Annotated in this window: 21 protein-coding genes and 1 pseudogene; 7 read left to right on the forward strand and 15 right to left on the reverse strand. The window is 62.9% G+C overall.

Annotated elements, in window-relative coordinates; all coding sequences use genetic code 11:
• Positions 1 to 144 precede the first annotated feature (144 nt).
• The 8 genes from RDM88_RS00700 to RDM88_RS00735 all read right to left on the reverse strand — a co-directional run bounded on the left by RDM88_RS00700 (position 145) and on the right by RDM88_RS00735 (position 8,847).
• Complete coding sequence (locus RDM88_RS00700) at positions 145 to 1,785, reverse strand: DUF1653 domain-containing protein (RefSeq protein WP_374045391.1); 1,641 nt, start codon at positions 1,783 to 1,785, stop codon at positions 145 to 147.
• A 145-nt stretch (positions 1,786 to 1,930) separates the two neighbouring features.
• On the reverse strand, positions 1,931 to 2,602 hold the full coding sequence (locus tag RDM88_RS00705; protein WP_308752210.1) for a P-II family nitrogen regulator: 672 nt from the start codon (positions 2,600 to 2,602) through the stop codon (positions 1,931 to 1,933).
• 17 nt (positions 2,603 to 2,619) lie between these two features.
• Complete coding sequence (locus RDM88_RS00710; protein WP_308752213.1) at positions 2,620 to 4,149, reverse strand: DUF1538 domain-containing protein; 1,530 nt, start codon at positions 4,147 to 4,149, stop codon at positions 2,620 to 2,622.
• Between the two features lie 254 nt (positions 4,150 to 4,403).
• Positions 4,404 to 4,943 carry a rubrerythrin gene (rbr, locus tag RDM88_RS00715; RefSeq protein WP_308752215.1) on the reverse strand — a complete coding sequence of 180 codons (540 nt, stop codon included), beginning with the start codon at positions 4,941 to 4,943 and terminating at the stop codon, positions 4,404 to 4,406.
• A 29-nt stretch (positions 4,944 to 4,972) separates the two neighbouring features.
• Positions 4,973 to 5,353: a transcriptional repressor gene (locus tag RDM88_RS00720; RefSeq protein ID WP_308752218.1), complete on the reverse strand. Its 381-nt coding sequence runs from the start codon at positions 5,351 to 5,353 to the stop codon at positions 4,973 to 4,975.
• A gap of 171 nt (positions 5,354 to 5,524) precedes the next feature.
• Entirely contained in the window at positions 5,525 to 7,045 is a 1,521-nt protein-coding gene (locus tag RDM88_RS00725; RefSeq protein ID WP_308752220.1) for a sodium:solute symporter, read from the reverse strand.
• Positions 7,046 to 7,437: 392 nt separating this feature from the next.
• Positions 7,438 to 8,091 (reverse strand): superoxide dismutase, encoded by a 654-nt coding sequence (locus RDM88_RS00730; protein ID WP_308752222.1) that lies wholly within the window; start codon positions 8,089 to 8,091, stop codon positions 7,438 to 7,440.
• Between the two features lie 12 nt (positions 8,092 to 8,103).
• Positions 8,104 to 8,847, reverse strand: coding sequence for an N-acetylmuramoyl-L-alanine amidase (locus RDM88_RS00735; protein WP_308752224.1), 744 nt, complete (start codon positions 8,845 to 8,847; stop codon positions 8,104 to 8,106).
• Positions 8,848 to 9,010: 163 nt separating this feature from the next.
• Between RDM88_RS00735 and RDM88_RS00740 the strand changes: the two are divergent.
• The 3 genes and pseudogenes from RDM88_RS00740 to RDM88_RS00750 form a co-directional block, all read left to right on the forward strand.
• Positions 9,011 to 9,241: pseudogene (locus RDM88_RS00740) on the forward strand (alcohol dehydrogenase catalytic domain-containing protein); the annotation flags it as partial.
• 36 nt (positions 9,242 to 9,277) lie between these two features.
• Entirely contained in the window at positions 9,278 to 9,877 is a 600-nt protein-coding gene (locus RDM88_RS00745; RefSeq protein ID WP_374045393.1) for a zinc-binding dehydrogenase, read from the forward strand.
• 169 nt (positions 9,878 to 10,046) lie between these two features.
• On the forward strand, positions 10,047 to 11,177 hold the full coding sequence (locus tag RDM88_RS00750) for a DUF4317 domain-containing protein (protein ID WP_308752226.1): 1,131 nt from the start codon (positions 10,047 to 10,049) through the stop codon (positions 11,175 to 11,177).
• A gap of 109 nt (positions 11,178 to 11,286) precedes the next feature.
• On the opposite strand, the gene RDM88_RS00755 is transcribed toward RDM88_RS00750, so the two are convergent.
• From RDM88_RS00755 to RDM88_RS00785, 7 genes are all read right to left on the reverse strand, one after another.
• On the reverse strand, positions 11,287 to 12,018 hold the full coding sequence (locus RDM88_RS00755; RefSeq protein WP_308752228.1) for an ABC transporter ATP-binding protein: 732 nt from the start codon (positions 12,016 to 12,018) through the stop codon (positions 11,287 to 11,289).
• Positions 12,015 to 12,917, reverse strand: a complete 903-nt coding sequence (locus RDM88_RS00760; RefSeq protein ID WP_308752230.1) for a glycine betaine ABC transporter substrate-binding protein — start codon at positions 12,915 to 12,917, stop codon at positions 12,015 to 12,017. The genes RDM88_RS00755 and RDM88_RS00760 overlap by 4 nt, the downstream gene beginning before the upstream one ends.
• Positions 12,914 to 13,555 (reverse strand): ABC transporter permease, encoded by a 642-nt coding sequence (locus tag RDM88_RS00765; protein WP_308752232.1) that lies wholly within the window; start codon positions 13,553 to 13,555, stop codon positions 12,914 to 12,916. Before RDM88_RS00765 ends, RDM88_RS00760 begins: the two co-directional genes overlap by 4 nt.
• Positions 13,556 to 13,578: 23 nt before the next feature.
• Entirely contained in the window at positions 13,579 to 14,184 is a 606-nt protein-coding gene (locus RDM88_RS00770; RefSeq protein WP_308752234.1) for a 4Fe-4S binding protein, read from the reverse strand.
• Positions 14,185 to 14,404: 220 nt separating this feature from the next.
• On the reverse strand, positions 14,405 to 15,559 hold the full coding sequence (locus RDM88_RS00775) for an ABC transporter substrate-binding protein (protein ID WP_308752236.1): 1,155 nt from the start codon (positions 15,557 to 15,559) through the stop codon (positions 14,405 to 14,407).
• 65 nt (positions 15,560 to 15,624) lie between these two features.
• Positions 15,625 to 16,593, reverse strand: coding sequence for an ABC transporter permease (locus RDM88_RS00780; RefSeq protein WP_308752238.1), 969 nt, complete (start codon positions 16,591 to 16,593; stop codon positions 15,625 to 15,627).
• A gap of 15 nt (positions 16,594 to 16,608) precedes the next feature.
• Positions 16,609 to 18,075 (reverse strand): sugar ABC transporter ATP-binding protein, encoded by a 1,467-nt coding sequence (locus RDM88_RS00785; RefSeq protein WP_308752267.1) that lies wholly within the window; start codon positions 18,073 to 18,075, stop codon positions 16,609 to 16,611.
• 301 nt (positions 18,076 to 18,376) lie between these two features.
• Here RDM88_RS00785 and RDM88_RS00790 point away from each other — a divergent pair, with 301 nt between their 5' ends.
• From RDM88_RS00790 to RDM88_RS00805, 4 genes are read left to right on the forward strand one after another with little or no spacing between them, the layout of a single operon-like run.
• Positions 18,377 to 19,981, forward strand: coding sequence for a helix-turn-helix domain-containing protein (locus RDM88_RS00790; RefSeq protein WP_308752240.1), 1,605 nt, complete (start codon positions 18,377 to 18,379; stop codon positions 19,979 to 19,981).
• A 15-nt stretch (positions 19,982 to 19,996) separates the two neighbouring features.
• Complete coding sequence (locus RDM88_RS00795) at positions 19,997 to 21,814, forward strand: sensor histidine kinase (RefSeq protein ID WP_308752242.1); 1,818 nt, start codon at positions 19,997 to 19,999, stop codon at positions 21,812 to 21,814.
• Positions 21,804 to 22,808, forward strand: coding sequence for a substrate-binding domain-containing protein (locus RDM88_RS00800; protein WP_308752244.1), 1,005 nt, complete (start codon positions 21,804 to 21,806; stop codon positions 22,806 to 22,808). Before RDM88_RS00795 ends, RDM88_RS00800 begins: the two co-directional genes overlap by 11 nt.
• Positions 22,809 to 22,833: 25 nt before the next feature.
• Positions 22,834 to 24,309 carry a rhamnulokinase family protein gene (locus tag RDM88_RS00805; protein ID WP_308752246.1) on the forward strand — a complete coding sequence of 492 codons (1,476 nt, stop codon included), beginning with the start codon at positions 22,834 to 22,836 and terminating at the stop codon, positions 24,307 to 24,309.
• The last annotated feature ends 123 nt before the right edge of the window (positions 24,310 to 24,432 follow it).

A 24,432-nucleotide genomic window follows, 5' to 3' on the forward strand; every position in this document is an offset into this window, starting at 1 on the left:
GCAAAGCGCGGAACGCCCGCTCCTTCAGGCGTATTTTTCGGTTCCTTTTTACAAGAGAAAAAGGAACATCACAAACGATCCGTTTCCCATCCGGGAAACGGACCGTTGTATCTTCTTCGTTCCTTTTGGGCGAAAACTTTGGGATTACTCGCCCAGATAGGTGAAACGCGGGAGGACGCGGCCGTCCTGCTCGACGTCCTCGAGGAACATGTCGAGCGGACGCACCCAGAGCCCGCCCTCCCCGTAGAGGGCGCGGTAGACGACCAGTTCCTCGAGCGTCTCGCTGTGGCGGGCCTTGCCGATCACCTCGTATTCGCCGCCCTTGAAGTGGCGCCAGCGGCCGGTCCTGAGCTCGCGCGGCGCGGGCGGGGCGGACTGTGCCGCCGGCGCGTCCGCGGGCGCGGTTCCGCCGTCCGAAGCGGCGGAGAAGCGTTCCCACTCCTCCTGCGGCACGAGGATGCGGGCCCCGCAGGCGGGCGCCTCCAGCTTGAGGTTGCCGTCGTTCGTCTCAAAGACGGTCCCCGTGAAGAGGTCGACGAGCGGGGAGGCGTCCACGCGGAATTCAAGGTATTCGGGATGCTCGGCGAGGTTGAGCGCCACGTAGACGCTCCGGCCGTTCAGCTCGCGGCGGAAGGCGTACTGCTCGTTTTTGATGAGCGCGTGGTCGTAGCTGCCGTACTGGAGCGCGGGCAGCGCGCGGCGGATGGCGCCGAGCCGCTTGATGTGCTCGCAGAGCTGGTAGTTCGCGTCCCCGACCTTCCCGAGCTCGAGGCAGGGGCGAAGCCCGGCGTCCGAGCCGTTCTGCTTGATTCCCCGGACGCCCCATTCGCTGCCGTAGTAGACCGACGGCGCGCCCGGCATCGTGTAGAGCAGGGTGTAGACGTTTTCGAGATGGCGCTCGTTGCGCAACACCGACGCGAGCCGGTTGACGTCGTGGTTATCGACAAAGTTGTAGAGGCAGAGGTTCTTATAGATGCCGCCCGGGCCGAACTGCCGCGCGAGCGAATGGGCGATCTCGAAGTAGTTGCGGTCGTTGTGGGAGGAGTAGAGCCCCTTGGCGCACTCGTAGTTGGTGACCGAGTCGAGCATGTCGGGGTTGGCCCAGCGGTTGTAGTCGCCGTGGATGATCTCGCCCATCAGCCAGAAGTCGGGCCGCTTGCCCCGGCAGAAGGCCTTGAGGCGGCGGAAGAAGTCGAAGTCCACGCAGTCGGCCGCGTCGAGGCGCAGGCCGTCGATGCCGAATTCGTCCATCCACATGCCCACCGCGCCGAGCAGGTGGTCGACCACCTCGGGATTGCGCAGGTTGAGCTTGACGAGGTTGAAGTGCCCCTGCCAGCCCTCGTACCAGAAGGCGTCGCCCATCGGGCTGCCGCCGCCGAAATTGAGATTGTGGAACCAGCTGCAATAGCGGGAGGACTGCCCGTTTTTCTGCACGTCCTGGAACGCCCAGAAGCCGCGGCCGACGTGGTTGAACACCCCGTCGAGCACGATGCGGATGCCGTTTTCATGCAGTGCGGCGCACACCTTTTTGAAGTCCTCGTTGACGCCCAGCCGCCGGTCGAGGGTGTAGTAGTCGCTCGTGTCGTAGCCGTGCTCGGACGACTCGAACACAGGCCCGAGGTAGAGGGCGTTGACCTGCATGTCCCGCAGGTGCGGAATCCAGCCGAGCAGCTTTTCAATCCGGGGGACGGGTTCGCCGCCCTCGTTCTGCGGCGGCGCGCCGCAGAAGCCCAGCGGATAGATATGATAAAATACCGATTCATTGACCCAGCTCAAAAAAACCATCCTTCCGTGCGGGGGAGTCTCGATTCGCGATGCCCGCACCCGAACAGTATACACGACTTTACAGAAAATAGCAAATGTCCGGGTATGGAAAAAAGCGGACATGACCCGCCGCGCGGGCATGTCCGCTTTTCAGGGCGCCGGGAGGCTATTCGTCGGTCAGGCTGCGCAGGCCCACCACCCGGTTGACCGGCAGGGAAAAGGCCGCGGCGACCCGGTCCTGCCGGGAACCGGCCTTTTCCATGATGGCGCGGATGATGTTTTTTTCGTTCTCCTGCTTTGAGACGATGTAGATCACTTCCTGCTCCGAAGCGATGGACATCCCGAAAAAGGGCATGGCGCTTTTTTCGCCGACCCCCTTGGCGTGGATGATGGTGCCGCCCCCCGCGCCCGCTCCGCGCGCGGCGTCCATGACCAGCTCCGTGTTGCCCTTATGCGCGATGACCACCACGAGGGAAAAACGGTTTTCTTCCATTACAAGCACCCCATTTTGTTCTGTTTTCTGTCCCTGGGTCAGATATTGCAGGCTCGCCGAATTCGCAACGCTTTGCAGCGGGATCGTAAAGGAGATGCCGTTGCCCGGCACGTCGATCTGCATGGCGCGCATCTGCCCCTTCAGCAGGTCCGCCGCCAGCGGGCCGGACACCACGGAGGAGAGCATGATCTTCTCCGTCTTCTCGATCCCCAGCCGGTCGAGGGTCTTCTGCTGCGCGGTGCCCTCGCACAGGGCGGCGGTCAGGGAATGGACGCCGTTTTCGTAGAAGTATTGCAGGTAGGCCTCGCCGTATTCCCGCTTGGTAATGGTAACCAGATAATACAACATACTGCTCCCCTTTTTTAAAACGTGATAATATCGTCGTCGTTCAGGACCACAGGATCCTCCGCGGGTCGTTCGTCCTCCCCGGCGCCCCTGGATTTGTACTTATAATAAACGCCCAGCAGCTGGATGGTGATCAGCGGGGTCATCGCCACCATGGCCACGACGCCGAAGGCGTCCACCACCACGTTGCCGCCCACGCCGCTGCAGGTCCCCATCGCAAGGGGCAGCAGGAAGGTGGCGGTCATGGGGCCGGAGGCCACGCCGCCCGAGTCGAAGGCGATGGCGGTAAAGAGCGGGGGGGAGAAAAAGGTGAGGACTCCGGCGATCAGGTAGCCGGGGACCAGCAGGTACATGATGGGAAGGCCTGTCACGATGCGCAGCATGGCGAGCCCCACCGAAATCGCGACGCCGATCGAAAGGCTGGTGGAGAGGGCCTTCTGCGGGATGGCGCCGGCGGTGATCGTAAGGACCTGCTTGTTCAGCACGTGAACGGCCGGCTCGGCCGCCACGATGAAGTAGCCGATGACGACGCCGATCGGCACGATGATCCAGTTGTGCGCCATGCCGCCGATGATCTGGCCGATGTAGTTGCCGACGGGCATGAAGCCGACGTTGACGCCGGTCAAAAAGAGCACCAGCCCGATATAGGTGTAGCCGAGCCCCACCCCGATCTTGATCAGCTCCCCCTTTTTGAGGCGGAGGGCCGCGATCTGGAAGAGGACGAAAAAGACGAGGATCGGGCAGAGGGCGAGGGCGACCTCCTCGATGTATTTGGGCAGGGAGGACAAAAACAGCCGGGAGAGCTCCCGGGAGTCGGTCAGCTCGGGGATCACCACCGGGACATATTCGCCCGTCCCGGCCCCGTAGACGATGCCGAGGAGCAGCACCGCCAGGATGGGGCCGACGGAGCAGAGGGCGACCAGGCCGAAGCTGTCGTTTTCGGCGTTGCTGTCGCTGCGGATGGCTGTGACGCCCAGGCCGAGGGCCATGATAAACGGCACCGTCATCGGGCCGGTGGTGACGCCGCCGGAATCGAAGGCCACCGAAAGAAATTCCCGGGGCACGAACCGCGCGAGCAGAAAGACGAAGACGTAAATCCCGATCAGCAGGTAGGAGAGCTTGACGCGCAGCAGCATACGCAGCATGGCGACGACCAGGAAAACGCCCACGCCGATCGCCACGGCGACGATCAGGACCATATTGGGGATGCCCGGGACCTGCTCGGCCAGCACCTGGAGATCGGGCTCGGACATGGTGATAAAGATGCCCACGAGCAGGCTCACCAGGATGATCAGCCACACCCTGCGCGATTTGGTGACAGCGGAGCCCACATGGCTGCCGATGGGGGTCATGGCCATGTCGGTGCCCAGGGTGAACAGCCCCATCCCCAAAATCAGCAGGAACGCCCCCAGCACAAAGCCCATCAGCAGGCTGTTGGGGACGGGGGAGATGGAAAAGCAGAGCAGGAAGACGATCCCCGTCACCGGCAGGACGGAGGAGAGGGATTCTTTCAGCTTCTCGGAAAGTATCGTTCGATTTTGTTTCAACAGAGGGAGCTTCGTTTTACCCACATAATCCCCTTTCTGTCGCGGATCGCAACATGGCCGGCGGCATCCGGGCCGGATGGCGGCGCCCACAAATTTTTGATTGATTTATTATAACACATCTCCTCGGCGGATGAAAATGCTTCCTGCCAACAAAACGCAAAACATTTTCCGCAGCTCTGAGATAAAAAAGCCGCCCGGTCGAAGACCGGGCGGAAAATATGGAAGGCGTATTCAAAATTTGGGAGGAATCGGAATCAGTAGTTTTTGCACTGGAGCTGGAAGTACGCCTGCGAATGGTCGCAGACCGGGCAGACCAGCGGGGCCTTCTCGCCCACGTGGATGTGGCCGCAGTTGGAGCACTGCCAGATGACGATGCCGGTTTTCTCAAAGACCTGCTTGGTGTCGACGTTCTTGAGCAGGGCGAGGTAACGCTCCTCATGCTCCTTCTCGATCTTGGCGACCGACTCAAAGAGGAATGCAATCTTGTCGAAGCCCTCTTCCTTGGCTTCCTTGGCAAAGGTGGCGTACATGTCGGTCCACTCGTAGTTCTCGCCCGCGGCGGCGTCCTTCAGGCAGGCGGCCGTGTCGGGGATGCCGTCATGGAGCAGCTTGAACCAGATCTCGGCGTGCTCCTTCTCGTTGGCGGCGGTCTCCAAGAACAGGTTGGAAATCTGGACAAAGCCCTCTTTCTTCGCTTTGGAGGCGTAGTAGGTATACTTGTTGCGCGCCTGGCTTTCGCCCGCAAACGCCGCGGCGAGGTTGGCTTCGGTTTTGGTGCCCTTCAGATCTTTCATGTCACATACCTCTTTCTTGAATTTATTTGTCAGTGCTTTTCGGCACAGTCTTGGCAGATTCCCGTGATATAGACCTGGTAGCCGGTCACGGTAAAGTCGGTGACGCTCCGGATGCGGGATTCGAGGCCGCCCAGGTCGCCGAGCTCGATGTCGTAGAGCCGGCCGCAGCGGTCGCAGAGCAGATGGTGGTGCGTCTCGGTGCGCGCGTCGAAGCGGTCGGACGCGCCGGGCAGGCTGATTTTGAGGAGCTCGCCCTGCTGGGAGAGCTGGTTGAGGTTGCGGTAGACGGTGCCGAGGCTGATGTTCGGTTCCCGCTCGCGCACCATCGCGTAGACGGCATCCGCCGTCGGGTGCACCGGGTGTTCCATCACAGCCTGGCGGATAAGCTCCCGCTGTCTGGAATACTTCATAGGCTCCAATCCTTAACGGTTATTTTTAATAATAATAATGATTACTGAATATTATTATAGCCGCGCCGCGCCGCTTTGTCAACCCCATATCACAAAATTCGGGGCAAAAATGTCGGCGTCCCGCACAGACAAAAAGCCCCCTCCCGCATGGCGGGAGGGGGCTTTCGCGTCCTATTCGGAAATCGGGTTGAGCACGAACTTGTGCGGGGCGGCGACCTTCTCGTCGTAGCAGGAGAAGGTGACGTCAAGGTGCGGCTGCGACAGCTTGGGGGTGACGAGGCTGACGAGTGGCGTGACGACGAGGGAGGCGACGATCGCGATCGCGCCCGCCGAGGTCGGCGCGGTGAAGGGGAAGAAGAAATTCCACACACAGATACCGATGCCGACCGCGAAGCTGACCCACACGCTCGCGGTGGTCGCGCCCCGCCAGAAGAGCCCGAGGATGAAGGGCCCGAGGAAGGCGCCCGCCAGCGCGCCCCACGAGAGGGACATGAGGGAGGTGATGAGGTTGTTGGGGTTGAGGGCGAGCACAACCGACAGCGCGACGAAGAAGACGCAGAGCAGCCGGATCCAGCGCAGCTGGACCTTGTGGGTCATGTCCTTCATGAAGACGCCCTTGAGGAAATCGAGGGTGAAGGTGGAGGAGGAGGTGATGACGAGGGAGGAGAGGGTCGACATCGACGCGGAGAGGACGAGGATCATGACGACGCCGATCAGCAGGTCGGGCAGGGAGGAGGCGAGCATCTGGGGGACGATGTTGTCGAAGACCGGCTTGCCGCCCTCGGGGACGGTGTAGTAGAGCCGCCCAAACGCGCCCATGAAGTAGCTGCCCCCCGCGATGATGAGCGCGAAGAGGGTGGAGATGATCGTCCCGGCGTGGATCGATTTCTCATTTTTGATCGTGTAGAACTTGTGGACCATCTGGGGCAGGCCCATCGTGCCGAGACTCGTCAGGATGACGACCCCGAGCAGGGCGAGCGGGTCGGGCCCGAAGAAGGAGACGAACGCGCCGTTTAAGGAGGGCGCCGTCTCGCTCGGGATGGCGGAGAGCTGGGCGAAGGCGGAGGAGAAGCCGCCCCTGCCGTTCAGGATGAAGACGACGACGAGGCCGATGCCGCCGAGCATGATGACCCCCTGCACGAGATCGTTGAGCGCGGCGGCCATGTACCCGCCGACCACGACATAGATGCCGGTGAGCAGGGCGATGCCGAGCACGCACCAGGTGAAGTCGATGCCGAACGCCATCGAGAAGAGGCCGGAAAGGCCCTTGTAGACAGAGGCGGAGTAGGGCACGAGAAAGACGAAGATGATGACCGACGCGACGGTGCGCAGGGCGGGGCAGCAGTACCGCTTGGCAAAGAAGTCGGGCATGGTGGCCGATTCAAAGTGCTTGGTCATGACGCGGGTGCGCCTCCCGAGCACCACCCAGGCGAGCAGGCTGCCGATGAGGGCGTTGCCGATGCCGATCCAGGTGGAGGCGACGCCGAAGTTCCAGCCGAACTGCCCCGCGTAGCCGACGAACACCACCGACGAAAAATAGGAGGTGCCATAGGCGAACGCCGTGACCCACGGCCCCACGTTGCGCCCGCCGAGCACAAAGTCGCCGACGTTGCCCGCGTGGCGGCGGCAGTAGATGCCGATGCCGACCGTAACGGCAAAAAACAGCGCGATCATCAGGATTTTCTCAAACATAACGATGTCCTCCTCATTGCCGTCCCGGCTTCCAGAGGCCCCAGGGAACAAAAAATCCCGTCCTCCGGAGCTTCCGGAGGACGGGACGTGTTCCCGTGTTACCACCTCGGTTTGCGCCGTCCTCACGGAGGGCGCCTCTGCGGGTGCCCGGCTTCCCGGCCACCCCGCGCGTTAACGGGCGCCCCCGGCGCAGCCTACTGGGTTTCCCGTTCGGTGCGCGGCTCGCGGAGGGTATTCGGCGCGCTCCCTCCCCGCGCCTCTCATCATCCGGCCGCTTTCTGTGGGGGATCGGAAGGACCTACTTGTCTCCGGTCGCTGCCTTTCGCGCATCAACGCATTGGCGCGTTGATGTAAAATGCTGAGTTTTATTTTAGCAGGTAAAATCGCTAAAGTCAAGTGCTTTTGTCGGAAAATTTTTCACGGGCGCAGGCCTCGTAATTCTCCCCGGCGAACTGCCAGTCGACGAGCTTCCACCAGGCGTCGAGGTATTCGGCCCGCAGGTTGAGGTATTTGAGGTAGTAGGCGTGCTCCCACACGTCGACGCAGAGGACCGGCCGCAGCCCGAGAGGGAGGGGGGTATCCTGGTTTCCGGTGGAGAGGACGCGCAGCCGCCCGTCCCCGTCGCAGGCGAGCCACGCCCAGCCCGAGCCGAACCGGGAGAGCGCCGTCTGGGTCATCACGTCGCGCAGCCGCTCGCAGGAGCCGAAGGCGGCGTCCGCCGCCCTGGCGAGCGCGCCGCAGGGACAGGAGGAGGCGGGCTTTCCGGTCATGCAGTCGAAGTAAAATTCGTGCGACCAGACGCCGCCCGCGTTGCGCAGCACGTCGGCGCGGATCCGTTCGGGGAGCCGGTCGCAGCCGAGGATGAGCTGTTCTAGGGACCAGCCGTGGAATTCGGGAAAATCCCGGAGGGTTTCGTTGAGTTTTTTGACATAGCCCGCCTGGTGGCGGTCGTGATGGACCGTCACGGTGCGGCTGTCGATGTACGGTTCGAGCGCGTCGTAGGCGTAGGGGAGGGGGGCGAGTTCAAACGGGTAGTGTTCGTTCATCCTTCTCCTCCGTCAGCGCGGGATGCGGATGTAGCGGGAGTCGGCGTAACCGACGGTGCCCCGGAAGTTGACGACGTACCAGTTGTTCCACTGCCCGTTGACGATGATGGGATCGCCGTTCCAGGCGCGTGCGATCGACTGCGATTCGGTGGAGGGGAACTGGCGGATGTTGAGCCAGCCCGACCGGACGACGACGGTTCCCCGGCGCGGCGCCTGCGGCAGCACGAAGGGGATACCGAAGTAGTCGGTCAGCGAATAGGCGACGTTGGCGGCGATCTCGGCGATGTTGGCCTTGATCCATTCGGCGTCCTCAAGGTTGTCGTGGTAGGCGAATTCGATCAGCACGCCGGGCGCGCGCGTCTTGGAGACCTCGCCCAGCCGGGTGGTCGGGACCGTCTTGACCAGCCAGGGATAGGGGTAGATCTCCTTGAGGTTCTCCGCGATGATGTCGGCCGCCCGTTTCCCGGCGGCGCTCGTCGGGTAGTAGTAGACCTCCGAGCCCTGCCGCATCCCGGCCTCCCCCTCGGGCGCGGCGTTGGAATGCAGCGCGAGGTGCAGGTCGTAGTTGCCGTGGTTGGACTGCGCGATCGACGACGCGGCGGTCATGTCGGGGGTGTTGCGCACCCAGCGGATGCCGGAGGAGAGCAGGTAGGGCTCCATCGCGTCCGCGATGAGGTTCATATAGTATTCCTCGGTGCCGCCGTTGACAAAGTGGTTCCAGTCCTGTGTGGACGGGCTCAGGTAGATGATGGGCATAGAATTCCTCCTGTCGGTGGTTTTGGTGCCGATTTTCCTGTTTCAGACTATGCCCGGCGGGGGAAAAAGGTGCCGGCGGCGTCCGCGGGGAAAAAACATGCATACCCTGGAATTGTCAAGCGGGTTGAGACTTTAAAAAGAATGATTAAAGGTCGCGCCCTTCCCGTTCATCCTGGGGCACGAGTGCTCCGGCTGCGTTGCAGAGCTGGGCGAGGGAGTCTCCTCTCTTAAGGTCGGCGACCGCGTCGCGCTCGAGCCGGGCGTCCCCTGCGGCAAGTGCGCGCTCTGCCGCGAGGGGCTTTACAACCTCTGCCCCGGCGTGCGCTTTATGGCCGCGCCGCCCTTCGACGGCGCGCTGCAAAACTACCTCGTCCACCCGGCCGACCTGTGCTTCCGGCTCCCCGACTCGATGACGATGCAGGAGGGCGCGATGCTCGAGCCGCTCGCCGTCGGGATGCACGCCGCCAAGCGGGGCGGCGTCACGATGGGACAGAGCGTCTGCATCCTCGGCTCGGGCACCATCGGGATCATGACCCTGCTCGCCTGCAAGGCGCTGGGCGCGACGCGGATTATCGTCTCCGACCTCATCGGGAGCCGCCTGGAGAGCGCGAAGGCGTTCGGTGCGGACGCCGTCGTCAATCCCAGGGAGCAGGACCTGGAGGCGGCCGTGATGGAGCTGACGGGCGGCGCGGGCTGCGACGTTGTGTTCGAGACGGCGGGTAGCCCCCACACGATGGTCGACACATGGAAATACGTCAGGCGCGGCGGGGTCATCACGCTGGTGGGCAACATCACGGCGGACGTGCCCTACAGCTTTCTGGAGATCTCCCGCCGCGAGGTGGACATCCGCCCCGTCTTCCGCTACCGCAACCTCTACCCGACGCTGATCGAGGCGGTCGTGGGCGGAAAGATCGACCTCTCGGGCATCCGGCCGCGCGAGTTCCCCTTCGAGGAGAGCGATGCCGCGTTCCAGTACACCGCGAACAACGCGCAGGAGGTCATCAAGACGCTGATCAAGGTGTCGGGATGATTGCGTGAAGAGAGAAGAACCCTCACGAAAGGCCGCGAAGGCGGGGCGGGCGCCCCGCCTTCGCGGCCTTTTTTCGTGCTGTCTTTTCACCCGCTTTGTGCTATAATAGGCGCGGACCCTGCGCGGCCGCTTGAAGGCCGCGGGAATACATAGAATACAAGAGAAAGTTATGAACGAGAAAGAAGTTGCAGAAATCCGCCGCCGGTTCCGTCCCGACAAGTCCAACATCACCCGCGTCCGGGGATGCTACGTCAACGACAAGCGGGAGATCGTCACCGGCATCGACCAGTCGCTCGCGGTGATGCCGCAGGAGGAGTCGGAAAAGCTGCTGACGATCCTCCGCCGCGCCCTCTCGGGGACGGTCGGAAAAAATCTGGTCGACATCCCCTTTACGACCCAGCAGGTCGTCGACAGCGAGGAACACCGGTTGCTGATGGCGCTGCGGGATTCCGCGCTGAAGGACGAGGAGGCCGTGCAGGCCTTCTTCCAGAGGGTGATCCAGTCGCTCACGCTGGAGGGCGGCTACCTGATCCTGCTGGCGGTGGACAAATACGACGTGCCCTGCCGTTCGAAGGATGGGGAACGGCAGGACGACGCCTCCTCGGAGGTGTACTCCTATATCCTGTGCGCCGTCTGTCCGATCAGGGAGACGAAACCCGCGCTGGGCTATTACGTCAACGAGAACGCCTTCCGCAGCTGCCGGACCGACTGGATCGTCGGCGCGCCCGAGCTCGGGTTTCTCTTTCCGGCGTTCGACGACCGCAGCGCCAACATCTACAGCGCGCTCTACTACTCGCGCGACATCGCGGAAAGCCACGGGGAGTTCGTGGACGCGGTCTTCCGCCGCGAGGCGCCGATGCCCGCCGCCGAACAGAAGGAGGCCTTCCGGACGATTCTGGGGGAGACGCTGGCGGACGAATGCAGCTACGGCGTCGTGCAGGCGGTCCACGACCGGCTGTACGAGATGGTCGAGGAGCACAGGGCGAACAAAGCCGAGGCGCCGCTGGTGGTTTCCAGGCAGACGGTCCGGCGGGTTCTGGAATCGTGCGGCGTCGCGGAGCCGCAGGCGGCGGAATTTGAAGAGAAGTTCGACGCCGAATTCGGCGCCGACGCGGACGTCAGCCCGCAGAACCTCGTCGACGTGAAACGGATCGAGGTCCGCACCCCCGACGTGACGATCCATGTAACCCCCGGGCGCAGCGACCTGGTCGAGACGCGGGTGATCGACGGCGCGCGGTACATCCTGATCCGCGCCAACGACGGCGTCGAGGTCAACGGGGTGAATATCAGCAAGTTCTGACGGCGCGTCCCAAGGGGGCGGAACCCCGGACATTTTACCCGGCGCGCCAAAAAAAGGGAAGGCCGCAGGCATCTGCCTGCGGCCTTCCCGCGTAAATGGCGATGGGCGGTCAGCCCCCGACCAGCTCCCGCACGAAGGCGGTGGCGGGATGGCTGCGCAGTTCGGCGGGAGGGCCGTCCTGCACGATGCCGCCGCGGTCCATGACGAGCACGCGGCTTCCCAGCTTGAGCGCCTCGGAGATGTCGTGGGTGATGAAGACGATCGTGACGCCCTGCTCCCGGTGGATGCGCAGGATCTCGTCCTGCAGCGCCTTGCGGGTGATGTCGTCCACCGCGCCGAACGGCTCATCCATCAGCAGGATGTCGGGGGAGGCGGCGAGCGCCCGCGCGATGCCGACCCGCTGCTTCTGCCCGCCCGAGAGCTCGGCGGGGTAACGCCTGGCGAGCTCGGGATCGAGGCGCACGACCTCCATCCACTTTTTCACCGCGCGGCGGGTCTTCTCTCGGTTCTGCCTGTTGAGCAGGGTGGGGACATAGGCGATGTTGTGCCACACGTCCATGTGGGGGAAGAGCCCCACCCCCTGGATCGCGTAGCCGATGTTGCGGCGCAGGACGATCTGGTCGACGGTCGAAACGTCCCGCCCCTCCACGTAGACGGCGCCCGTGTCGGGGGAGAGCAGGCCGTTGATGAGCTTTAAGAGGGTGGTCTTGCCGCAGCCCGAGCTGCCGATCACGGTGACGAACTCGCCGCGCGCGATCGAGAGGCTCAGGTCGGTGAGCACGTCGTTGACGCCGTAGCTCTTGCCGACATGGTCGAAACGGATGATCGGATCACCGCTCATTTGAGCAGCCCCTTGGAGGTCAGGAATTCCTTCGCGACCTCCTTTTCGTCGCGGTTTTCCACCTCGACCTGGTAGTTCATCGCGGCCATCTCGGCGTCGGTGATGAGGCCGTTCATCTTTTCGAGCGCCGGCTCGAGCCCGGGGTGCTTTTCAAGGGTGTCCATCCGCACGACGGTGCCGCAGTAGTAGTTGGTGAAGAGGTGCTTGTCGTCGGTGGGCAGCGTGATGTCCGCGACGCTGAGCTGCGCGTCGGTGGTGAAGGCGTTAGTCACGTCGATGTCGCCGTTTTCAAGCGCCCTGTATTTGAGCCCGATGTCGATGTCGGAGGTGGATTTGAAGTTCATACCGTAGGCCTCGGCGAGGTGGGGGAAGCCGTCCGCCTTCTCGTAGAAGTCGGGGTTCGCGCCGAAGACGAGGTTGGGAGAGGCCGCCGCGATGTCGGAGTAGGTCTCGATGCCGTACTGCTCCGCCGCGTCGCGCCGCACCGCGAGCGCGAAGGTGTTGTTGAAGCCGTAGAGTCCCGTCCATTTGAGGCCGAGCTCCCCGTACGCCTCCTGCAGGCCCGCGTAGAGGGCGTCGTCGTCGGGCACGTCCTCCCGCTTCACGACGAACGCCCACGCGGTCCCGGTGTACTCGGGATAGAGGTCGAAGTCGCCCTTGAGGAGCGCGGGATGGATGTTGGTGGTGCCGCCGCCGATCCCCTTGGTGATCTCGACGGTGAGATCGGTGTCCTGCTCGATGAGCTGCGCGAGCATCTCCGAGAGGATGAACTGCTCGGTCATCGGCTTGGTGGCGATTCTGATGACGCCCGCTTCCTTTTTGCCGCAGCCGGAAAAGACGCCCGCGAAGAGCAGCACGGCCAGTAGGACGCTGAGGGCCTTGCGGATTTGATGTTTCATGGTTCCAGTCTCCATTTCTTTTTGAGATAGTGCTCCAGCCTGCCGAGCAGAAAATCGCACAGCAGCGCCACGGCGGCGATCAGCAGGCTGCCCGCCACGGTGAGGCTGATGTTGTTGGTGGTGATGCCGCGGTAGACCGCGACGCCCAGCCCTCCCGCGCCGATGAAGGCGGCGATGCCCGAGAGGGAGACGGTCATGACGACCATGTTGCGCAGCCCGGCGACGATGACGGTCATCGCCAGCGGCAGCTTGACCCGCGTCATGATCTGGAGGTCGGTGCTGCCCATGCCGCGCGCCGCCTCGATGATCTCGGGGTCGATCGAGGTGATGCCGGTGTAGGTGTTGCGCACCATCGGCAGCAGGGCGTAGACGGTGAGCGCGATGATCGCCGTCGTGTCCCCGATGCCGGAAAACGGGATCAGAAAGCCCAGCAGGGAGATCGACGGGATCGTGTATACGACGTTGGTGACCCCGATGACGAAGGGCGCGGCCCGCCGGTGACCGCTGATATAGACGCCCAGCAGCAGCCCGGCCGCCGCCGCGATGACGATCGCGGTCGCGGAGATGCGCAGGTGCTGCAAAAGCAGCTCGGCGAAGAATTCCCGCCGTTCGCCATAGAGGCGCAGAATCTGTGACATGTGTGTTCCCCTTTATCTGAGTCCTACCGGTGCAGACGGCGAACCGCGCCGACCGGGCAGGTCTCGGAGCAGAGCCCGCACTGCAGGCAGTGCTCCCATGCTATTTTATACGGCGCGCCCTCCGAAATGCATTTCTGCGGGCAGGCTTCGGCGCAGGCGCCGCAGCCGATGCAGCCGCCGGTGATTTCAAAGCCGTTGTGCTCCTCCGGCGCGCCGCCGAAGGAGAAGGTCTCGCGGCGGATGGGGTAGTGGAGCAGGTCGAACCACTCCCCGCTGCCCTCGTAGATGAGGAAGGCGTCAAGCGCGTAGCGGCTCTCGCCCGGATAGACCTCGTTCATGCCGGGGTTCTGTTCGAACACCCGGTCGACCCACTTCTGATCGACCTTCCGCACGCGGCCGCTCAGCTTGAGCGACTGGCAGTCGGGCGCCATCGCCGAGAGGGCGATCTTCCCGGTATCGGCAAGCTGCCGGTAAAACGGCTTCCCCCGCGAGGTCACGATGTAGAGCCCCTCGGGTTCGCAGAGCATCACGTTGATGATGCGGGACTGCGGGTTCCCGTCGGCGTCCACCGTCGCGGCGGAGGCGATCTTCACCGTCCGGAACATGTTCAGATAGGATTGCGCGTCCATATGTCGGCCTGCCTTTCATTCTATTCCCGCGCCGGGAGGCGCGTTCTTTCGACGCTTTCATCATAATACACCGCGCGCGCAAAGTAAAGTAAGCACTTTCCGGTAACGTAGGTACCGGAAAGATACCGTTGCGGCGGAACATGAAAAAGACCGGCCCCCCGCGCAGGGCGGGAGACCGGCTTGACGAGAGTAGGAGAAAGAAATGAACGGGAATTTCGCTTTATTCGTAGACGAGCTCGGAGATCGACGGATCCTGGAGCGCCTCGGCGTTGTACCACTTGGCGCCGGTGTCGACGATCGGGCTCGCGGCGGGTTTGCCGTTGATGGCGTCAACCGCGAGGGCGACGGCCTTGTAGCCGATCTGGTAGGGGTCCTGGGTCACGGCGCCGAGGAACCAGCCGTTCTCGACGGCGACGCGCTGGGTCTTGCCCGCGTCAAAGCCGATGGCGATGATGTCCTTAAACTTGCCGGTATCCTTGTTGAAGTCGTTGCCGTCGTTGGAGGCGGCGAGGATGCCGCCGGCGGCGTTTTCATTGGAACCGTAGATCGCGGCGAGGTTGTCGAGGCCGAGCAGCGCCTCAGCGCCGGTCTTCTGGTCGGCGGCGGAGGTGGTGGCCGGGACGTTGACGTTGACGATCACTTTTGCGGAGGCGGCGTCCTTGGCATACTTGTCGTGGCCGACAACCTTGACGGAATCGGCGCCGACGAGCTCAACGAGCTTGTCGATGAAGCCGGAGGTGCGGGAGATGATCGAGTCGGAGGTCGCGTCCTGGGAGAGGACGGCCACGTTGATCGGCGCCTCGGGAGTGGCGGCGGCGAGCTTCTCCTGGAAGCCGGCGTCGGCGAACAGCTGCTCGGCGGCGATCGCGGCGGCGGCGGAGTTGTCGGTGGAAGCGGTCGCGTAGATGGAGCCCTCGGGAGCGTTCGGAACGCCCGAGTCAAAGCCGACGACGGGGATGCCGTTGTCCTTGCAGGCCTGGAGCTGCTCCTTCACCGACTCGGTGTCGAGCGCGGCGAGGCAGACGGCGGCGGGCTTTTTGTCCATCGCGGATTTGAGCATGTCGACCTGGATGGCGATATCGGACTCGGTCGGCGGCCCGTCAAAGGTGATCTCGACGCCGAGATCGGCGGCGGCCTGGTCGGCGCCCTTCTTGACGACCTGCCAGAACTGGTGCTGGAAGCCCTTGGAGACGACCGCGATGTAGGGCTTTTCGCCGTTGTCGGCGGGAGCGGGCTCGGCCGCGTCAGGGGCGGGCTCCGCGGTGTCGGCGGGGGCTGCCGGGGCCGGGGCGGGTTCCGCGGCCGGCTTGGAGCCGCAGGCGGAAATGGAGATCAGCATCAGGCCCGCGAGCACGATTGCCAGGAATTTTTTCATTTTGTTTTCCTCCTTAACAAATGGTGGCTATTTTGACGCGGGAGTCCTCCCGCGGGAGCGACGGGTTATTTCGCGGCGGAGGCCTTCTTGTTGCGGTAGATGTCGAGCAGCACCGCGAGGATGACCACGAGGCCGGTGAAGAAGGTCTGGAAGTGGCCCTGCAGGCCCATCGACATGAGGCCGGTTTTGAGCACGCTCATGAGCAGCGCGCCGATCAGGGTGCCGGACATGGTGCCGACGCCGCCCGCCATCGAGGTGCCGCCGATGATGACCGCCGCGATGGCGTTCATCTCGAGGCCGTTGCCGGTGCCGGGGATGATGGTGGTGTAGGTGGCCGCGTAGACGATCGCGGAAAGGCCGCAGAAGAAGCCGCAGACGGTGTAGACGAGGGTTTTCCACTTGATGACGTTGACGCCCGACAGCCGGACGGATTCCTCGTTGGAGCCGATCGCGTAGGTGTAGCGGCCGAATCGGGTCTTGTTGAGCAGGAGCATCGCGACGAGGAAGAAGACCAGCATGTAGACGATGCCGGAGGGGAAGCCGCCGGGGGTCTTGTAGAAGACCGCCTTGTAGCCGCCGTCCGCGTCAAAGCCGGAGGGGAAGCGCTGGGTCTGCACCTTGGTGATGATCGAGCCGAAGCCCTGGGTCATCATCATCATGCCGAGGGTGGCGATGAAGGGCGGGAGCTTGAGGCGGGAGATGAGGGTGCCGTTGATGAAGCCCACGAAGGTGGCGATGATCACGATGACCACGAGGCAGAGCCAGATGTTCACGCCCTTGGTGTAGAGGTAGCCTGCGATGAGGGCGGACATCATCATGTTGGTGCCGATCGACAGGTCGATGCCGCCGGTGATGATGACGAAGGTGATGCCGAACGCCATCATCCCGACATAGTAGGTGCTGTCGAGGATGCTGACGAGGGTGCCGGTGGAAAAGAAGTTCTTGCCGAAGAAGCAGAAGAAGATGTACAGGATGACCAGTGCCGCGGGGGCGAGGAGTTTCTGAATGTTGAGCTTTTTAGCTGTGTTCCCCATAACCAACGACCTCCGTTAATTTCTCATAGTGGCGTATTTCATGATGACCTCCTGCGAGGCGTCCTGAATATCCAGGATTTTGGTAAGCCTGCCCTCGCACATGCACACGACCCGGTCGCTCATGCGCAGGACCTCCTGCAGCTCGGAGGAAATCATGATGATCGATTTGCCCTCGCGCGCCAGCTCGTTCATCAGCTTGTAGATTTCGCTCTTGGCGCCGACATCGATGCCGCGCGTGGGTTCGTCGAAGATGAGGATGTCGCAGTTTCGGACCAGCCACTTGGCGATAATGACCTTCTGCTGGTTCCCGCCCGAGAGGTTGCGGATGAGCTGGGAAACGGACGGCGTCTTGATGTTGATCTTCCCGACGTACTCCTGCGTGGCCTCGCGGACCCTGCGGTCGTCGACGAAGCCGGCGCGGGAGAATTCCTCGAGGTCTGCGAGCACGGTGTTGTCCGCTACCGACAGCCCCACCGCGAGCCCGAACCGCTTGCGGTCCTCCGAGAGGTAGCCGATGCCGGCCTTTACCGCGTCCTCGGGGGTTTTGATGTGGAGCTCCCTGCCGTTCTTGCGGATGACGCCCCCGCCGCGGGGGTCGGCCCCGAAGATGAGGCGCGCCGTCTCGGTGCGCCCGGCGCCCATCAGCCCGGCAAAGCCGAGGATTTCGCCCTTATGCAACTGGAAGGAGACGCCCTTGACGTCTTTGGAGACGAGGTTTTCCACATCGAGCACGACCGGCGCGTCGGGAGGAACGTTGCTCACCGTCTTGGGTTCCTCGTAGATGGTGCGCCCGACCATCGCGTTGATGATCTCATCGAGGTTCGTGTCCTTCGTGTTGAGGGTGGTGATGTATTCGCCGTCGCGCATGACGGTGATGCGGTCGGTGATCTCCATGATCTCGTCCATGCGGTGGGAGATGTAGACCATCGTGACCCCGCGGTCCCGCAGGTCGTTCATCGTCTTGAAGAGCTCGGTGATCTCCGCCTCGGTGAGCGCCGCCGACGGCTCATCCAGGATGAGCACCGACGAATCGAAGGAGATCGCCTTGGTGATCTCGACCATCTGCTGTTTGCCGACGGTGAGGGAGCCGACCTTGTCGGTGGGCTTGATCGTCAGCTTGAGGTGGTCGAAGAGCTTCTGGGTGGCGGCGTTGATCTGGTCGTCGTGGAGGAAGAAGCCCTTGCACTCCCGCCCGATGAAGATGTTCTGGGCGGCGGTCAGGTGGTTCATCAGGTTGAGCTCCTGGTGAACGATCGAGATGCCCGCCTCCTGGGCCTCCTTCGGGTTTTTGAACTGGACCTCCCTGCCGTTGTAGAGGATCTTGCCCTCGTCCGCCTTGTAGATGCCGGTGAGCACCTTCATCAGCGTCGACTTACCGGCGCCGTTTTCCCCGACGAGCGCGTGGATCTCCCCGCGCCGCAGCTCCAGGTGGCATTGTTTCAGCGCGTGGACGCCCTGGAAACGCTTGTCGATTCCGACCATCTGAAGGATGACCGGGCTTTCCGGGCTGGTATGTTCACTCACAGCAGAATCACCCCTATTGGTTGTATTTGTCAACATAATACAAAAAATAATAATATTAAAAAAATAAATTATATAATTTGACATATGCTGTCCGCTGATTTTCATTATAGAGGCTTCCCCGGGGGAATCCCATAGAGAATTTTCCATAAATTGTTCAAATTCTTACTTTTCAGGGGAAATTCTCTTGTAAGGCGGTGCGTTTTCCGATAACATGAAAATGAACAGAAATAGACATTTCCAGAAAGGCACAGGCGTCAACATGTACAAAATCATGCTTGCGGAGGATGAACTCGAAGTTTTGGGCGCGATGCTCCGGACGATCCGCTGGGAGGAGCACGGCTTCGACCCGCCGGTCGGCTGCCGCGACGGGCGGGAGGCGATCGAAAAGCTCGAGGGGGGCTTTGTGCCCGACGTGCTGATCACCGACATCTGCATGCCCTTCGTCGACGGGCTCGAGCTCACCCGTTATATCAACGAGCACCTGCCCAACACCGTCGTGGTGATTCTCACCGGCTACGACGATTTCCAGTACGCCCACCGGGCGATCAAGATGCAGGTGTACGACTATGTGCTCAAGCCGGTCACCCCGGCGAGCATCAACGAGCTGACCGACCGGCTGCGGGGGGAGCTCGACGAACGCCGGCTGCGCAATGTCGACGACTCGATGCAGATCGTCGCCAGCTACTTCTTAAACCAGCTCATGACCCGCCGCCTCGACGCGAAGCGGATCGAGGAGAGCTGCCGTGCGCACAAGCTGGACTTCTCGGGGCGCTGCCACATCGCGGCGGTGCTCGACGTGGACCTGCGTGCGCCCGCGACCGAGGACGACGGCGGCAGCCTTGAGCTGATGCGCTACGGGCTGGCGAACATCGCGCAGGAGCTCGCGGAAAACAGCCGCGGGACCCTGGCCTTCCAGGGCAACGACGGCCTGACCAAGCTGATCGTCAGCTCGCAGGAGCCCGACGGCCTCCGCACGGCCACCGTCGGACTCTGCCGGACGATCTCCAAGACGGCGGGAGCCGCGCTGCAGGTGCCCGTTTCGGGCGGCGTCGGAGACCCGGTCGCCTGCCTCGGCGAGCTGCACCTCTCCCACGCGCAGGCGAAGACCGCGCTGGGCTATCGGTTTTTCTATGGCGAGTCGAGCGTCACCTGCGTGGCGGACGTCGACATCCGGGAGACGCGGGAGATCGACTATTTCAGCTGCGAGCGGCAGCTGGAGGCCGCCGTCAAGACCCTCGACCGGGGGCGCCCGCGCCGCCCCGTGCACGGGCTGGTCGGGCAGCTCCGCGCCAGCCACGTCCCCTTCGAGCGGTGCGTGCTTTACAGCCAGAAGCTGATGATGGCCCTTATCGGGCTGACCGACGAGCTGATCGGCGGCGCCGAGGTGGAGTCGCTCGAAAGGACGTGGGAGCAGTTCAACTTCTATTCCGCCCCGACGCTCGGGAGGCTTGAGCGGATGATCGACGAGGTATGCGACAAGGCGTTCAAGATTCTCGCCCTCACCAAGAGCGACACCGCCGCCGCCCAGGTGAGCAAGGCGGAAAAATACATCCGCGAGCACTACAGCGACCCCAGGCTCTCCCTCAATATGATCACCGAGCACCTCGCGATCAGCACGAGCTATTTCAGCGCGATCTTCAAGTCGCGCACCGGCGCGACCTTTGTGGAATACCTGACCCGGGTGCGCATGGAGAGGGCCCAGCAGATCCTGGCCTTCACCGACCGGCGCACCTACGAGGCGGCGGAGGACGTGGGCTTCTCCGACCCGCACTATTTCAGCGTGACCTTCAAGCGGGTGACCGGCATGACGCCCAAGGAATACAGGGAGTTCAGCCGGCGCGGCGACGCCGCGCCGCAGCTCTGAATGGGGAGGGAAGACGTGCGGAAGGTCTGGAAGAAACTGCGGAAGGCGCTCAACCCCTACAGCGTGCGCGGCACGATGATCCTCTCCTTCATGCTGCTCATCTCGATCATCGTGCTGCTCGTTTCGCTCGTCTCCTACTACTACACGATGAACGACATCGAGAGCATCTCGATCAACTACACCGTGCGCCTGCTCGGGGAGATCAACGCGAGCATCGACTCCTACATAGACAACATGAAGAGCATGGCGAAGGTGGTCGTCGAGAACAAGGACGTGCGGGACGTGATGGCCTTCTATAACCGGCACCACGACAAGCGCCTCTCCTACATCGAGGAGAAGGAGCTGGAACGGCTGCGCGCAAACGCGGCCGCGCACATGGACATTGTGGCGAACACCCGCAGCGACATCACCAACATCGCGGTGATCTCCAAGTATAAGGATGTGGTGCTCAGCGACGTCGAAAAGGAGGTCAACGAAAACTCCGAGTTCAACGTCACCGACTGGTATTTGAAGCCGATGTCCTACAAGGACGAGATCGTCGTCTCCCCCTCCCACGTGCAGAATCTCGTGTCGGGGGAGTACAAGTGGGTCATCTCGATCTCCAAGTCGGTGCTCGACCCCGAGACGGGGGAGGTCACGGGCGTCATGGTGATCGACCTCAACTACCGCTCGATCGAGGCGATCTGCGAAAACGCCCAGCTGGGCAAGAACGGCTACATCTATCTGATCGACCGGCATAAGAACATCATCTACCATCCGCAGCAGCAGCTCCTCTACTCGGGCGTCAAGAGCGAACTGGTCGAGGAGATCCTCAAGATGCGGGACGCCTACCTGCGGGACGAGGTGAACAACCGCATCTACACCCGCAACTACTCCGAGCTGACCGGCTGGAGCGCGGTGGGGGTGGTGAACGTGGACGAACTGATCAAGGACAAGAGCAGCATCATCGACTTCTATTTCCGCCTCGCGGGGATTTCCATCCTCTTTGCGATGACCTTCGCGGTGCTCATCTCCACGACGATCACAAACCCGATCAAGATGCTCGAGAACACGATGCACCAGGTCGAGGTGGGGAATTTCGACGTGCGCTCGGAGATCGAGCTCAACAACGAGATCGGCCACCTCAGCAAGACCTTCAACGTCATGATCTCTCGCATTAAGGACCTGATGGAGAAGACAGTGCGGGACGAGGAGGAGAAGCGCAGGAGCGAAATCCGCGCGCTCCAGGCGCAGATCAACCCGCACTTCCTCTACAACACCCTCGACACGATCATCTGGATGTCCGCCGGCGGCAAAAACGACGAGGTTGTGGAGGTCACCTCCGCGCTCGCGCGGCTCTTCCGCACGAGCATCAGCAAGGGGGAAAACCTCGTCACGCTGCTCAACGAGGTGGAGAACATCAAAAGCTACCTCACCATCCAGAAGATGCGCTATGAGGATAAGCTCTCCTGGCGGGTCGACGTGCCGCCCGGTCTGCTCGGGCTGATGACCCCCAAGCTCATCCTCCAGCCGATCGTGGAAAACGCCGTCTACCACGGCGTCAAGATGAGCCAGGCGGGCGGCGAGATCGCCATCTCGGCGCGCGCCGAGGGGGAGCGGCTGACCATCACGATCGCGGACAGCGGCGTGGGCATGACGGCCGAGCAGCTGGAACAGCTCTTCGTCCCGCGCCCCGACACCGACCGGGGAATCGGCGTGATCAACGTCAACAACCGCATCCGGCTCTGCTTCGGGGAGGAATACGGGCTGCACTACTTCTCCGCGCCCGGCGAGGGCACCCGGGTGGAGATCTGGCTGCCGGTGATCGAAGGCGGTGATGAAGATGATGTTTAAACGGCGTTATTTCCTGCTGCTGGCCGCGCTGGTCTGCTGCTTCGGGGCGCTGCTCTTCTTCTTTTTCCACGAGGGCCGCGCGCTGCTCCCCGAGGAGGAGCCGGCCGCGCGCTACAACATCCAGGTGATCTTCAAGGCGCTGGCCAACCCGCCCGACTTCTGGCGGGTGGTCGAGCAGGGGGTGCAGTCGGCCGCCGCGGAATACGGCGTCAACTGCGAGGTGACCGCGCCGCCGATGGAAAAGGACGTCGACCGCCAGATCGAGCTGGTGCGGGAGGCGATCGCCAGGCATCCCGACGCGATCATCCTCGCGGCGAGCGACTATGAGCGGATGGCCCCCGTCTGCCGGGAGGTGACCGACGCGGGCATCCTGCTCGTCACGGTCGACAGCGACGTCCATTACGACGGCAGGCGGTGCTTTGTCGGCACCGACAACGCCGCGATGGGGCGCAAGCTCGCCGAGCTGGTGGACGAGGCGGTCCCGCCCGGGGAGAAGATCGGCGTGATGGGGCATGTCGAGGGGGCGCGCACGGCGGTGGAGCGCCGGGACGGGCTTCTGGAAAACGTCGCGGGCGGGCCGGACCGGGTGGCCGCGCTCGACTACTGCGACGGCTCGGAGATCCTCTCCCGGCAGCGCACCAAGGAGATGCTCCTGGCGCATCCGGAAATCCGCTGCATGGTGGGGCTCAACGAGTCGTCGGCGCTCGGCGTGGCCAACGCGATCCGGGACCTCGGGCTGGAGGGGGAGGTCGGGCTGATCGCCTGCGACAGCTCGGAAAAGCAGATCCAGTTTATGGAGCAGGGGACGATCCAGGCGTTCGTCATCCAGAACCCCTTCAACATGGGGTACCTGAGCGTCTCCAACACGGTTTCGATCCTCCAGGGCGGGACGGTGCCCGAGGTGGTCAACACCGACAGCGTGATCATCAAGAAGGAGGACCTATACAAAAAGGAGAACCAGAAGCTGATGTTCCCGTTCACGAGCGTGGAATAAATCAAGAGGAAAAGGGTGTCATGAGATGAAAAAGAGACTGCTGGCATTTGATTTCGGGGCGTCGAGCGGCCGCGCCATGCTCGGGGAATTCGACGGTGAGCGCATCGCGCTCACCGAGGTCCACCGCTTCGACAACAACCCCGTCACGGTGCGCGGGACCTTCTACTGGGACGTGCTCGCCCTCTTCCACGAGATCAAGCAGGGCATCACCAAGGCCAAGGCGCTGGGCGGATTCGAGAGCATCGGCATCGACACCTGGGGGGTGGACTTCGGCCTGCTCGACCGGAACGGCGACCTGATGCAGAATCCCGTCCACTACCGCGACGCCCGCACCGCCGGGATGATCGAGGAGGTCTGCAAAGTCATCGGCCGCGACGAGCTCTACCGGGCGACCGGCAACCAGTTCATGGAGCTCAACACGATCTTCCAGCTCTACGCCCTCGCGAAAAAGCGCCCCGAGCTGCTTGAACGCGCCAGCCGCGCGCTGCTCATGCCCGACCTGTTCGGCTACCTGCTGACGGGCAGACAGACGGCGGAATATTCGATCGCCTCCACCACCCAGCTCATGAACCCGCGCACCCACCAGTGGGACAGGGAAATCATGCGGCGGCTGGGCATCCCGGAGGACCTCTTCCCCGACATCGTGAAGCCGGGCGCCCCGCTGGGCGTCCTGTCGCAGGAGATTCAGGAGGAGCTGGGCGTCGGACCGGTGAAGGTGGCCTCGGTGACGGGCCACGACACCGCCTGCGCGGTCGTGGCCGCGCCCGCGGCGGAGGAGGACTTCATCTATATCTCCTGCGGCACCTGGTCCCTCTTCGGCACCGAGCTCAGGGAGCCGGTCATCGGAGAGAAGAGCCTGCGTTACAACATCACCAACGAGGGCGGCTACGGGTACACGGTGCGGTTCCTCAAAAACATCATCGGCCTCTGGATGATCCAGGAGACCCGCCGTCAGTACCGCCGCGAGGGGGAGCAGTACAGCTACAACGACCTCGAAAAGCACGCGCTGGCCGCCGAGCCCTTCCGCTTCTTCATCGATCCCGACGCGCCCGAATTCGTCGCGCCGGGCGACATCCCCCGCCGCATCCGCGCCTTCTGCAAGCGCACGGGGCAGGGGGAGCCGCGGACGGTCGGCGAGATCATGCGCTGTATCTACGAGAGCCTCGCGCTCAAATACCGATGCGCCTTCGATCAGATCCGCGACTGCACCGGCAAGGACTACCACAGCATCCACATGGTCGGCGGCGGCACCAAGGACAATCTCCTCTGCCGCATGGCGGCCTCCTCCACCGGCTGCCGGGTGGTGGCCGGACCGATCGAGGCGACCGCACTGGGCAACATCGCGGTGCAGCTGATGGCGCAGGGGGACATCTCCGACGTGTGGGAGGCGCGGAGGATCATCTCCCGCTCGTTCGAGCCGGCCGAATACCTGCCGGAGGACGTTCCGGCGTGGGAGGCGGCCTACGCGCGCTTTAAACAATATCTCCTGCCCGGGGGATGAGACTAAAAAGGGGACGGCTCGCGCCGTCCCTTTTTTCATAGGATTACGACCAATTTCAGGAAAATAACGAATTAACTTTTGCGGGGCGATTGTGTAGAATTGGACACAGGTAATAAAAACATC

The organism is uncultured Anaerotruncus sp., from assembly GCF_902490045.1.
Taxonomy (GTDB): domain Bacteria; phylum Bacillota; class Clostridia; order Oscillospirales; family Ruminococcaceae; genus Anaerotruncus.